At 53.6% G+C, this 12,180-nt stretch carries 9 protein-coding genes, 2 tRNA genes and 1 rRNA gene; 9 read left to right on the top strand and 3 right to left on the bottom strand.

Annotated elements, in window-relative coordinates:
* Positions 1-28: 28 nt before the first annotated feature.
* The 4 genes from rrf to N512_RS0116150 all read left to right on the top strand — a co-directional run bounded on the left by rrf (position 29) and on the right by N512_RS0116150 (position 1,923).
* Positions 29-144: ribosomal RNA gene (gene rrf / locus N512_RS0116165) — 5S ribosomal RNA — on the top strand.
* 37 nt (positions 145-181) lie between these two features.
* Positions 182-258: transfer RNA gene (locus N512_RS0116160), tRNA-Asp, on the top strand.
* A gap of 50 nt (positions 259-308) precedes the next feature.
* Positions 309-385: transfer RNA gene (locus N512_RS0116155), tRNA-Asp, on the top strand.
* A 263-nt stretch (positions 386-648) separates the two neighbouring features.
* Positions 649-1,923 (top strand): CinA family nicotinamide mononucleotide deamidase-related protein, encoded by a 1,275-nt coding sequence (locus tag N512_RS0116150; RefSeq protein ID WP_028780997.1) that lies wholly within the window; start codon positions 649-651, stop codon positions 1,921-1,923.
* Positions 1,924-2,010: 87 nt separating this feature from the next.
* On the opposite strand, the gene N512_RS0116145 is transcribed toward N512_RS0116150, so the two are convergent.
* The 3 genes from N512_RS0116145 to argE form a co-directional block, all read right to left on the bottom strand.
* Positions 2,011-2,550, bottom strand: coding sequence for a DUF1439 domain-containing protein (locus N512_RS0116145; RefSeq protein ID WP_028780996.1), 540 nt, complete (start codon positions 2,548-2,550; stop codon positions 2,011-2,013).
* Positions 2,547-5,183, bottom strand: coding sequence for a phosphoenolpyruvate carboxylase (gene ppc / locus N512_RS0116140; protein WP_028780995.1), 2,637 nt, complete (start codon positions 5,181-5,183; stop codon positions 2,547-2,549). The genes N512_RS0116145 and ppc overlap by 4 nt, the downstream gene beginning before the upstream one ends.
* Before the next feature lie 144 nt (positions 5,184-5,327).
* Positions 5,328-6,479: an acetylornithine deacetylase gene (gene argE, locus N512_RS0116135; RefSeq protein WP_028780994.1), complete on the bottom strand. Its 1,152-nt coding sequence runs from the start codon at positions 6,477-6,479 to the stop codon at positions 5,328-5,330.
* 264 nt (positions 6,480-6,743) lie between these two features.
* On the opposite strand from argE, the gene argC reads away from it, so the two are divergent.
* The 5 genes from argC (at position 6,744) to argH (ending at position 12,148) form a co-directional block, all read left to right on the top strand.
* Positions 6,744-7,724: an N-acetyl-gamma-glutamyl-phosphate reductase gene (argC, locus tag N512_RS0116130; RefSeq protein ID WP_028780993.1), complete on the top strand. Its 981-nt coding sequence runs from the start codon at positions 6,744-6,746 to the stop codon at positions 7,722-7,724.
* Between the two features lie 33 nt (positions 7,725-7,757).
* Positions 7,758-8,540 (top strand): acetylglutamate kinase, encoded by a 783-nt coding sequence (argB, locus tag N512_RS0116125; RefSeq protein ID WP_025011587.1) that lies wholly within the window; start codon positions 7,758-7,760, stop codon positions 8,538-8,540.
* Between the two features lie 11 nt (positions 8,541-8,551).
* On the top strand, positions 8,552-9,457 hold the full coding sequence (locus N512_RS0116120) for an ornithine carbamoyltransferase (protein WP_025889295.1): 906 nt from the start codon (positions 8,552-8,554) through the stop codon (positions 9,455-9,457).
* A gap of 34 nt (positions 9,458-9,491) precedes the next feature.
* The gene (locus tag N512_RS0116115; RefSeq protein WP_025889296.1) at positions 9,492-10,715 is read left to right on the top strand and encodes an argininosuccinate synthase; all 1,224 of its coding nucleotides are present in this window, start codon (positions 9,492-9,494) and stop codon (positions 10,713-10,715) included.
* 65 nt (positions 10,716-10,780) lie between these two features.
* Positions 10,781-12,148 (top strand): argininosuccinate lyase, encoded by a 1,368-nt coding sequence (gene argH / locus N512_RS0116110; protein WP_028780992.1) that lies wholly within the window; start codon positions 10,781-10,783, stop codon positions 12,146-12,148.
* Positions 12,149-12,180: the final 32 nt, after the last annotated feature.

The following is a 12,180-nucleotide window of genomic DNA, read 5'->3' as shown; positions in this document are numbered from 1 at the left end:
TTTAAAATTTGTTCCGTACAATTTTATGTCTGGTGACAATAGCATTGTGGTCCCACCTGATCCCATCCCGAACTCAGAAGTGAAACGCAATCGCGCCGATGGTAGTGTGGGGTCTCCCCATGTGAGAGTAGGTCATCGCCAGACGCCCAATTTTAGTAGTGCGCCAAGGCGTGATACTAAAGGAGCGGTAGTTCAGTTGGTTAGAATACCGGCCTGTCACGCCGGGGGTCGCGGGTTCGAGTCCCGTCCGCTCCGCCAGTCAAGTTAACGAATTCAAGCCTTATTGCCCAGGCGATAAGCAAGAGTTTGGAGCGGTAGTTCAGTTGGTTAGAATACCGGCCTGTCACGCCGGGGGTCGCGGGTTCGAGTCCCGTCCGCTCCGCCAACTTAAAGAGAAAGCCTCATCGAAAGATGAGGCTTTTTTCGTTTTTATCCGCAGACTTTTTATCCAGTTCTGTGGTGAATTTTACCCCGCGATAAATCGATTTTTGCCTCTGAAAATTAACCCGCGCACAACTCTCTAAACTGCGTGTCATGTTGGTTTCCCACTCTCCCTGTTTCTCCCTTTCTTGTGTCTTCCAAGCCGTGCTTGCTATTCATCCAGTGGTTACTTAACGTATATGCAGTTTTTGCCAAAGGGATCTTTGAATGAAGTTAGAGATGATTTGTACCGGAGAGGAAGTGTTGTCCGGTCAGATAGTAGATACCAATGCCGCCTGGTTTGCCAATGTGATGATGGAGCATGGGATTGAGGTGCAGCGCAGGGTCACAGTGGGGGATAGACTCGAAGACCTGATAGCCGTATTTCAGGAGCGTAGTCTCCATGCCGATATCATTCTGGTTAATGGTGGTTTGGGGCCAACCAGCGACGATCTCTCGGCCGAAGCTATGGCCAAGGCCAAGGGTGAGCCTCTGGTTGAGAACGCCGAATGGCGTGCCAAGATGGAGGCCTGGTTCAGCCGTAATAACAGAGAGATGCCGGCCAGTAATCTGAAACAGGCTTTGCTGCCTGAGTCTGCCGTCATGGTCGATAATCCGGTTGGCACGGCCTGTGGCTTTAGAGTCAAACTCAATCGTGCCTGGCTCTACTTCACTCCAGGGGTGCCATTTGAGCTGAAACATATGGTTCAGGAGCAGTTTCTGCCCTTTATCAAACAGGAGTTCGGCCTGGATGCAAAAGTCGCATTGAATAAGCTGTTGACCCTGGGCCATGGCGAATCGACGCTGGCCGATAAGCTGGAAGCATTGGAGTTGCCAGCAGGGATCACCATAGGTTATCGCTCCTCTATGCCACATATAGAGATCAAGTTGTTTGCCCGCGGTGATAAGGCCATTGCACTGTTGCCCCGAGTAACCAATCATGTGCGACAGGTTTTGGGCACTGCGGTTGTTGCCCAAAATCGCGCGACACTGGCGGAAGAGATCCATCATAGGTTGTTGAATTCCGGCCTTAGTCTTAGCCTGGCCGAGTCCTGTACCGGAGGTATGTTGACCAGCCAATTGGTGGCTTTCCCTGGCAGTTCTTCCTATTTACATCAGGGGTTGGTGACCTACAGCAATGAGAGTAAGGTGCGTATTCTTGGGGTACAACCTTCAACACTGGATGACCATGGCGCTGTGTCGATTGCCACCGTTGAGGAGATGGCGATGGGGGCCAGGGCGATACTGGATAGCGACTATGCTCTGGCCACCAGTGGTATTGCCGGTCCTGATGGTGGCACAGAGGAGAAGCCTGTCGGTACTGTCGCCATAGCCTTGGCAACCAAAGGAGGTTGTTACAGCCAGATGATTCAGCTGCCAAGACGTTCTCGAGAGCTGGTTCGCAGCCTCAGCAGCGCAGTAGCTTATGACATGCTGCGCCGCGAGTTGCTGGGCGAGGCGGTTATTGTTGACTACTCCTCTATTGGTCGATTTGCCAAATAGTCAAAGGCAGCAATAGGTTAAACCAGTAATAGGTTAAATAAAAAGACGCAGCCAAGGCCGCGTCTTTTTTGTGCTCTGAATATCGATTTATTTAAACTCCAGCACCAGCTTGCCTGGTTTAACCTGAAGGCTCTTGGTCATATCGGCCAGTCTCGCTTGGTTGCTGTCCTGGGTGTCCAGAACATAAACCGGCTGACTTTCGAGGAAGTTGCGGATAAAGCCCATCAACTGTGGGGCAATACCTTTTAAAGCCCGCTGAATATCCTTGGGATTGGACTCGACAGAGGTCAACTCCAAACCACGGAGATAGACGCCATGGGTTTGGTTGTCATACCAAGGCTTGGCCTCAAACTCTGTCGTCAGGCTGGCACGCAGGGGAAACAGCGGCGTTCTGAGTATCAGCTCAGAGGTGGCTTTCACCGCCATGGTATCCGGCTTGTGCCCCAATTTGACTGTTACCCGATTCAACTGGATCTCTGTTGCCAGTGGCCCCTGGGTGTCTTGCATATCCAGTTGCAGCTCTTTATTCAGATAGGATTCCAGCTGTCCTTCGCTGATGCTGTATTGGCTGACACAGCCGCCCAACATCAGCATCAACCACAGAGACAGCAGTAGGGGCAGCCTCATCCTGTATTCCTCATGCCCGCCGCGACACCGGCTATGGTCAGCATCAGCGCCAGTTGCAATTGTTCCGAAGTTTCCTGTTCCTTGCGACTTCGGGCCAACAACTCGGCCTGCAGGAAGTTGAGCGGGTCGATATAGGGGTTTCGAAGCCGCACCGATTCCCTGTTCCAGGGAGTATGCGACATCAGGCTGTCAGAGCGGGTCAGTTCGAGTACCGCCTGGATCCCCTGTTGCAGCCTCTCCCTGAGAGCTTCACCCAAATGACGCAGGTCTTCAGGCACCAGGCAGGTGTCGTAATAGCGGGCGAGGTTGGGTTCTGCCTTGGCATACACCATTTCCAGCATGGAGATACGGGTGTTGAAGAAGGGCCACTGACGTTCCATCTCCTGTAGCAGAGAAAGCTCTCCTCGTTTGGCCGCGGCTTCTAGCGCCTCACCGGCACCGAGCCAGGCTGGCAGCATCAAACGGTTCTGTGACCAGGCAAATATCCAGGGAATGGCGCGCAGGCTTTCGATACCTCCATCCACCCGGCGTTTGGCCGGTCGACTGCCGAGTGGCAGCTTACCTAGCTCCACTTCAGGCGTTGCGGCTCTGAAATAGGCAACAAAGTCAGCTTCTTCCCTGACTATGCTGCGGTAGGCCAGTACAGATTCATCGGCCAGTCGCTGCATGCATTGCCGCCATTCCTGTTTAGGCTCGGGAGGCGGAAGCAAAGTGGCTTCCATCACCGCCGAGGTGTAAAGCGCCAGTGACTGCACTGCCAACTTAGGGAGACCGAACTTGAAGCGGATCATCTCTCCCTGCTCTGTCACCCGGATCCGTCCGTCAACTGAGCCCGGAGGCTGTGACAGAATCGCCTGGTGAGCCGGGCCGCCGCCACGACCGATAGTACCGCCACGGCCGTGGAATAGGGTCAGTTTGACGCCAGCCTTCTTGCATACCGCAACTAGTTGTTCTTGCGCCCGATATTGTGCCCAGGCCGCGGCCATGACTCCGGCATCCTTGGCCGAATCCGAATAGCCAATCATCACTTCCTGCATGCCTTTGGTGTAACCCAGATACCAATCGATATCGAGCAGGGCAGAGATGCAATCGGCGGCATTGTTGAGGTCATCCAGGGTCTCAAACAGCGGCACTACCCGCATGGGATAGTGACAGCCGGTTTCCTTGAGCAGCAAGAGTACCGCCAACACGTCGGATGGTTGGCTGGCCATGGATATCACATAGGAACCCAGAGCTTGTTGAGGCTGAGTGGCTATCAAGCGGCAGGTTGCCAGTACCTCGGCCACCTCGTCTGATGGCTGCCAGTTTACCGGGATCAAGGGTCTGCGGTTGGCCAGTTCCCTGAGCAGGAAGGCCTGCTTTTCTGTCTCATCCCAATGGTTGAAGTCACCCATGCCCAGATAGCGGGTAAGCTCGGCAATGGCATTGGCGTGGCGCTCTGCATCCTGGCGGATATCCAACCTCAGCATATGAATGCCGAAGCAGGCCAAGCGGCGCAACATATCCAGCAGCAAGCCATTGGCTATCAGACTCATGCCGCAATCGCACAGGCTTTGATACAGCATCAGCAGCGGCCTTTTCAGGTCGTCCTGGTGCCAGATGATGCTATGGCTGTCGATTTCGGGCTGATGACCTTCGAGGCGGGCATTGAGATAGTCTATGGTGTTGCGCAGCTTTTGGCGCAGATCTCTAAGCACGTCACGATAAGGTTCACAGCTGCCGTTGGTATACTGGCTCAACTCCTCGTTGGCTTCTTCCATGGACAATTCGCCAACCAGAGATACGATATCTTTGAGATAGAGTCTGGCGGCGGCATGGCGGTTACGATCCAATACTTCCTGAGTGACCTTGGCGGTAACAAAGGGGTTGCCGTCACGGTCGCCACCCATCCAGCTGGAGAATCGCACTGGAGCGATATCAATCGGTAGCTGGCTGCCGGTGCGCTCTTCTACCTGGTCGTTGAGCTGGCGTAAAAAGTCGGGAATCGCCTGCCACAGTGAGGTTTCGATAGTCGCCAAACCCCAGCGGGCTTCATCTACCGGTGTCGGGCGTTCGCGGCGGATCTCATTGGTATGCCAAATCTGGGCGATCAGCTGCCGCAGTCGCAGATTGATCTGTTTAAACTCGCGCTCGCTGAGCTGATCGTTTTCCAGTGCCGTCAGACAATCGACCACAGATGAGTACTTCTGGATCAGGGTGCGGCGGGATATCTCGGTCGGGTGTGCCGTCAGTACCAGATCTATGTTCATCTCCCCGAGACAGGACAGCATCTGCTTCTGATCTATCGGGCCGTTCAGCATGCGTCCGAGCAGTTGCTCCACGGGATCCGGTACACACACCAGTTCATCACAGTTGCGGCTGATGGTATGAAACTGTTCGGCGATATTCGCCAGGTTGAGAAATTGGTTAAAGGCTTTGGTGACCGGCACCAGTTCGTCATCGGGCAAGGCCGTCAGCAGTTCCAACATCTGCTGACGGGCGCTTTCGTCACCCTGACGGGAACTCTTGGCCAGTTGGCGGATCTGCTCCACTTTATCGAGAAATGGCTCCCCCAGATCGGATCGCATGGTGTCGCCGAGGATCTGCCCAAGCATACTGACGTTGGATCTTAAGGATGCATACATATCTGCCATCGTGTTGATTGCTCCAAAGAATAGTGAGAAAGAGTCGTCGTTTCGGGCGGACTTGAGTAGAGCACAATAACCAGCACTGTGCCCTGTGGTCAATACGCTGAGGTATTTGCCTCACGTTGTTTCCAGTGGCTGTGGGCTGGATCATTATTTTATACAGGCATGATAAATAAGCTGTTTCAGCAAGTTTATCGTAGGTTTGATCTGCGCCGTATCCAAATATTCGTCCGGTTGATGAGCCTGCTCTATGCTGCCGGGTCCCAGTACCAGAGTGTGGCACCCCAGTTGCCGAATATAAGGCGCCTCGGTGGCATAGTTCACCACTTGAGGTGCCTGTCCCGCCAGGCTGGCGACCAGTTGGCTCCAGGGAGAGTCTCTATCATCGGCAAACGGCTCCGAGCCGGGATAGAGTTCGCTGATGGAAACTGACCCTGGGAATTGTTCGCAGACCGGCTGTAAATACTGCTGCAGCATGAGTTGCAGATCGGTCAAAGCCAAACCGGGAAGCGGGCGAATATCCAGATGCAGATCACAGCAACCACAGATACGGTTGGCTGCATCGCCGCCGTGGACATGGCCAAAGTTCATGGTTGGGTAAGGCACACTGAAGGCATCTTCGCGATAGTGTTCGCTCAAATGCTGCTTGAGTTTAAGTAGTCGGCCTATGATCAGATGCATCACTTCTATGGCATTGAGTCCCTTGGCCGGATCTGACGAGTGGCCGCTGCGGCCCGTTACCCGAATGCCTTGAGCCATGTGCCCTTTATGCATATAAACCGGCCGTAGGCTGGTGGGTTCGCCTATGATGGCAAATTCAGGCTTGATTGCAGCGTTGGCGGCAAAGGCCTTGGCCCCATTCATTGTGGTTTCTTCATCGGCACTGGCGAGAATATAGAGAGGTCGCTTCATTTGTGTCAGTGGCAGTTGTTTCAAGGCCTCCAATATCAAGGCAAAGAAACCCTTCATGTCACAAGTTCCCAAGCCATACCAAAGGTTATCTTTTTTGGTTAGCCGAAAGGGATCATGCTGCCAACGGCCTTCATCGAACGGTACTGTGTCTGTGTGCCCGGCCAGCAGTAGGCCACCTTGGCCAGTGCCCAGGCTGGCCAGCAGGTTATGTTTGTTGCGACTGCCGGGCACCGGCTGGCGGCGGCACTCCAACCCCAAATCGGCAAACCAGTTGGCCAGCAAGTCGATAACGGCAGCATTGGATTGATCTTGCTCTGGCTCCAAGGCACTGATGGAGGGCGAGGCGATAAGTGCACTGAAGCTTTCTGTGAGTTCCGGCAGTTTTTTCATGACTATCCTGCAAAAAAATAAAAATAACTATTCATATATATTGCATAAATAAATTGCTGTGTTAGTCTAGCAAACAGCTAAAGCCAGTGTCATCTTTCATGGTGACTAAATTCAGTGAGACTAAGTATGTTGAGTTCGACCTTGAGCTTGATTCAGACCAAAAACTGCAATAACTCCCTGCGACGATAAACTTGTCATTAGGCGCTGAGCCACGGGCTTTCGTTGTGCCCTTCCTTTTTTGATTAGCTTGAAGAATTAGAAACCATGAAAAATATCGCCATCATAGGGGCCAGTGGATATACAGGTGCCCAGTTAACCGCCCTGATCCAAACTGAGCCAGAGTTAAGCATTCAAGGGTTGTATGTCTCTGAAAATAGTCTGGATAAGGGCAAAAGCCTGGCCGAGCTTTATCCTGTATATCAACATATCTCTGCAGTGTTGCAGCCGTTAACGCCAGAGGCCAAACAGCAGATAGTGGCACAGGCCGACGCCGTGGCGCTGGCGACCGAACATTCGGTAAGCCTGGAATTGGCAGCTTGGTTTTATGCCCAGGGGCTGGCGGTATTTGATTTGAGCGGTGCCTATCGTTTCAGCGATGCTGCAAACTACCCCAAGTGGTATGGTTTTGAGCATAACCAAGCCGAAGTATTGGCACAGGCGGTTTATGGCCTGGCCGAGTGGAATGCCGAGGCCATTGCCAACAGCAAGATGATTGCGGTTCCCGGTTGTTATCCCACGGCATCTCTGTTGGCGCTTAAGCCGCTCAAGTCACTGATGACTGATGCCTTCCCCGTTATCAATGCCGTTAGCGGTGTGACCGGAGCCGGGCGCAAGGCGCAGCTGCACACCAGTTTCTGTGAAGTGAGTTTAACGCCCTACGGTGTGCTTGGTCACAGGCATCAGCCCGAAATCGCCAGCCAACTGGGGCAGGAAGTGATTTTTACTCCGCACCTTGGCAACTTCAAACGCGGCATTCTCGCCACCATTACGCTGCAGCTCAAGCCGGGTACCAGGACTGAGGACGTTGCCGAGGCTTACAGCATCTACCATGGCTCGAGCATAGTCAGCGTAAAGCAGAACCAATTTCCCAAGGTGGATGACGTGGTACACACGGGCAATTGTCATCTGGGGTGGAAGTTTGATGAACAGAACCATTATCTGGTGGTGGCCAGTGCCATAGATAACCTGATGAAGGGCGCTGCCAGTCAGGCGCTGCAATGCATAAAGATTCACTTTAAATACTAATTATTCCCGGAACGGTTAGAGAGAGTTGTCACTATGAGCACGAAAGACAAGGTGTTGGTTCTGAAAGTTGGCGGCGCACTGATGCAGTGTGAGATGGGAATGGCCAGGCTGATGGATACGGCGGCGAAAATGTTGGCCCAGGGACAGAAAGTGGTTCTGGTTCATGGTGGCGGTTATCTGGTGGATGAACAGCTCAAGGCCAATGGCATGGATACGGTGAAGCTCGATGGCTTGCGGGTCACCCCGCCGGAGCAGATGCCGATCATCGCCGGCGCCCTGGCCGGTATGTCCAACAAGATACTGCAGGCGGCGGCCATCAAGGCTGGTGTCGCCAGCGTTGGCATGAGTCTGGCGGATGCCAACTTGGTCGATGCGGTAATTAAAGATGAACGTTTGGGGCTGGTGGGTGAAGTTTCCCCCAAAGACGGCAGCTATATCAATTTCGTCCTGTCTCAGGGTTGGATGCCCATTGTCAGCTCCATTGCAGTATCCAGCGAAGGGCAACTGCTTAACGTCAATGCCGATCAGGCTGCCACAGTGCTGGCCAAGCTGGTGCAGGGCAAGCTGGTGCTGCTCTCCGATGTTTCCGGAGTATTGGACGGTAAGGGGCAGTTGATCGCCAGTCTTAATCGTAGCGAAATCGACGACCTGGTGAAATTGGGCGTGATAGAGAAAGGTATGAAAGTCAAAGTAGAGGCGGCGTTGGAAGTCGCAGAACTCATGGGGCAGCCGGTACAGGTTGCTTCCTGGAGAGATGCGGCGCAACTGGCTGCATTGGCTCAGGGCGAAGCCGTGGGTACGCAAATAAAACCATAGGAGAAGGCAGTATGAAGCACCTGTTGACCATTAAAGAACTCACCCAATCCCAGTTGCTGGCGTTGTTGGACTTGGCCAAGAAGATCAAGGCCAATCCGGCAGACTACCGACACGCGCTTGCGGGCAAGAGCGTAGTGATGCTGTTTGAAAAACCTTCCCTGCGTACCAGGGTCAGTTTCGATATCGGTATCCATAAGCTGGGTGGTCACTGTCTTTATTTGGATCAACAAAATGGTGCTTTGGGCAAGCGCGAATCTGTTGCCGATTTCGCCGGTAACCTTTCCTGCTGGGCCGACGCCATAGTGGCACGGACTTTCAGCCACAAGACCATAGAAGGCCTGGCCGAGTTCGGCACTGTACCTGTGATCAATGCGCTGTCGGACTTGTACCACCCTTGTCAGGCCCTGGCGGATTTTCTGACCCTGTCAGAGCAGCTCGGTGACTTGAGCAAGGTGAAATTGGCCTATGTGGGTGATGGCAACAACGTGACCCATTCATTGATGATAGGCGCTGCTATTCTGGGTGCCAGCATGACGGTTATCTGCCCCGAAGGGCATTTCCCCGATGGTCTGATTGTCAATGAAGTACAGCAACTGGCGGCCGAGAATGGAGGCAGCCTGATACTGACTTCAGACATCGCCGCCCTGGAAGGTCAGGATGCCGTCTACACTGATACTTGGATTTCCATGGGCGACCAAACAGAACTTTCTGATATTGAAGCAAAATTTAATCCTTATCAAATCAATCAGCCGCTGATGGATCAGTATAAGGTGAAGTATTTTATGCATTGTTTACCCGCTCACCGAGGGGTAGAAGTGACAGATGAGGTGATGGATGGCAAAGGTTCTCTGATCCTGCAACAGGCAGAAAACCGCATGCACGCGCAGAATGCCGTTCTGGTAACACTTTTGAGCTGATGGCCAAGGGCCAGTTGAATCTAGGAAAATTAAGATGTCTATTGCACAGAAAAACACAGATGTGAAAAAAGTTGTCCTGGCCTACTCCGGCGGCCTGGATACCTCGGCCATTATTCCCTGGCTGAAAGAGAACTATAACAACTGTGAGATCGTTGCCTTTTGTGCCGATGTTGGACAAGGGGAAGCCGAACTCGAAGGTTTGACAGAAAAGGCGTTGGCTTCCGGCGCCAGTGAATGTCATATTGTTGATTTGAAAGAAGAGTTTGTTAAAGACTACATCTATCCCACCATAGCAACCGGTGCCATCTACGAGGGAACCTATCTGCTGGGCACCTCCATGGCCAGACCCATCATCGCCAAGGCTCAGGTGGAAGTGGCCCGTAAGGTCGGCGCCGACGCCTTGTGTCACGGTTGTACCGGCAAGGGTAACGATCAGGTGCGTTTCGAAGGCTGTTTTGCCGCACTGGCGCCGGATCTGAAAGTGATTGCCCCTTGGCGTGAGTGGACCATGGAGAGCCGTGAAGATCTGCTGGCTTACCTGGCCGAGCGCAACATCAAGACCTCGGCTTCGGCCACCAAGATCTATAGCCGCGACGCCAACGCCTGGCATATCTCCCACGAAGGTGGGGAACTGGAAGATCCCTGGAATGAGCCCAGCAAAGAGGTGTGGACCATGACAGTCGATCCGCTGGATGCGCCAGATGAGCCTGAGTATGTCAGCCTGAAAGTGGAAAACTGCCGGGTGACTGAAGTCAACGGTGAAGCCCTGAGCCCCTATGCGGCGCTGATGAAGCTGAACCAGATTGCTGCCGCTCACGGTGTTGGCCGTATCGATATCACTGAAAACCGGCTGGTGGGGATGAAGTCCCGTGGCTGTTATGAAACACCGGGCGGCACTGTCATGTTTGCTGCTCTGAGAGCGGTAGAGGAGTTGGTGCTCGACAAGACCAGCCGTAACTGGCGTGAACAGGTGGCCGCTCAGATGGCACATCTGGTCTATGATGGTCGTTGGTTTACGCCTCTGTGCAACTCGCTGTTAGCGGCATCCGAGGCACTGGCCCAGGACATTAACGGCGAAGTGGTGATCAAGCTCTTCAAGGGCCAGGCGGTTGCCGTGAAGAAACGTTCTCCCAATAGCCTGTATTCCGAGGCGTTTGCCACCTTCGGTGAAGACACTGTTTACGATCAGAAACACGCCGAAGGCTTTATCCGCCTCTACTCATTGGCGAGCCGTATCCGCGCGCTCAACAGCAAGTAAGCGTCAGTATATCAGGGGCGCATCGGCGCCCCTTAGTTTTTATGCCCGAGAAAGAGGACCTTATCATGGCTTTATGGGGTGGCAGATTCAGCGGCCAAAGCAGCGAACTTTTCAAACTCTTCAACGATTCCCTGCCGGTGGATTTCCGTTTACTGGAGCAGGATATCCAGGGCTCAGTCGCCTGGGCCGAGGCGATAACCCAGGCCGGTGTGTTAACCCAGGAGGAATGCCAGACCCTGACTCAGGCGCTGGCTGAGTTGCTCGCAGAAGTTAAAGATACGCCGGAGCAGATCATCACTTCCGGCGCCGAAGATATTCACAGTTTTGTGGAATCACAGCTGATCGCCAAGGTGGGTGACTTGGGTAAGAAGCTGCACACCGGCCGTTCGCGCAATGACCAGGTGGCGACCGATCTCAAGCTGTGGTGCAAACAGGAAGGCGCACACCTGCTGAGTCTGTTGATTGAAGTCAAACAGGGGCTGTTGGCCTTGGCCGAGCGCGAGTTGGATGCCGTAATGCCGGGATATACCCATCTGCAGCGGGCGCAACCCGTGACCTTTGGCCATTGGGCTTTGGCTTATGTGGAAATGTTTGAGCGGGATATCAGCCGCTTGCAGGATGCACTGAATCGCCTCAACACCTGCCCTCTGGGTTGTGGCGCCTTGGCGGGTACAGCTTATGTCATCGACCGTCAGGCGCTGGCGGCCAGCCTGGGCTTTGCCTCTGCTACCCTCAACAGCCTGGACAGCGTGTCTGATCGTGACCATGTCATAGAGCTCTGCAGCGATGCCTCTATCAGCATGATGCACTTAAGTCGTATGGCTGAAGATATGATCTTCTTCAATTCCGGCGAAGCCAACTTTATCGAGCTGGCCGACAATGTCACCTCAGGTTCTTCCTTGATGCCGCAGAAGAAGAACCCCGATGCGCTTGAGCTTATTCGCGGTAAAGCGGGCAGGGTATACGGCAGCTTGATGGGGATCCTCACCACAATGAAGGCGTTGCCACTCGCCTACAACAAGGATATGCAGGAAGACAAGGAAGGCTTGTTCGATGTGATGGACAGCTGGAGCCTGTGTTTGAAAGTGGCGGTTCTGGTGCTCGAAGGTGTCAAGGTTAACCGAACCAATGCGTTGGCCGCAGCTCAACAGGGATACGCCAATGCCACTGAGCTGGCGGACTATCTGGTGGGTAAAGGCATGCCCTTCAGGCAGGCGCATCACGTTGTGGGTGAAGTGGTGCTGCATGCCATTGCCGAGGGTAAGCCGCTGGAAGCCTTGCCACTTGAAGTCTTGCAAAGCTATGCCGACATCATAACGGAGGATGTTTATCCGCATCTGAGTATCGATTCTTGCCTGGCGAAGCGCAATATTCTCGGTGGTACCGCGGTGGAACAGGTCAAGGCCGCACTGACAGCCAAGCAGACCAAATAGAAGCTATCCCTCGGATTCGAGCCAAACAAAAA

The sequence above is a fragment of the Shewanella sp. 38A_GOM-205m genome (assembly GCF_000518445.1).
Taxonomy (GTDB): domain Bacteria; phylum Pseudomonadota; class Gammaproteobacteria; order Enterobacterales; family Shewanellaceae; genus Shewanella; species Shewanella algae.
This window is presented reverse-complemented; position numbering and strand designations above follow the sequence as displayed.

Bases quoted from the DNA above. Each gene is read 5' to 3' on its own strand.
- N512_RS0116150 (WP_028780997.1), top strand. From the start codon at position 649: ATGAAGTTAGAGATGATTTGTACCGGAGAGGAAGTGTTGTCCGGTCAG.
- N512_RS0116145 (WP_028780996.1), bottom strand. From the start codon at position 2,550: ATGAGGCTGCCCCTACTGCTGTCTCTGTGGTTGATGCTGATGTTGGGC.
- ppc (WP_028780995.1), bottom strand. From the start codon at position 5,183: ATGGCAGATATGTATGCATCCTTAAGATCCAACGTCAGTATGCTTGGG.
- argE (WP_028780994.1), bottom strand. From the start codon at position 6,479: ATGAAAAAACTGCCGGAACTCACAGAAAGCTTCAGTGCACTTATCGCC.
- argC (WP_028780993.1), top strand. From the start codon at position 6,744: ATGAAAAATATCGCCATCATAGGGGCCAGTGGATATACAGGTGCCCAG.
- argB (WP_025011587.1), top strand. From the start codon at position 7,758: ATGAGCACGAAAGACAAGGTGTTGGTTCTGAAAGTTGGCGGCGCACTG.
- N512_RS0116120 (WP_025889295.1), top strand. From the start codon at position 8,552: ATGAAGCACCTGTTGACCATTAAAGAACTCACCCAATCCCAGTTGCTG.
- N512_RS0116115 (WP_025889296.1), top strand. From the start codon at position 9,492: ATGTCTATTGCACAGAAAAACACAGATGTGAAAAAAGTTGTCCTGGCC.
- argH (WP_028780992.1), top strand. From the start codon at position 10,781: ATGGCTTTATGGGGTGGCAGATTCAGCGGCCAAAGCAGCGAACTTTTC.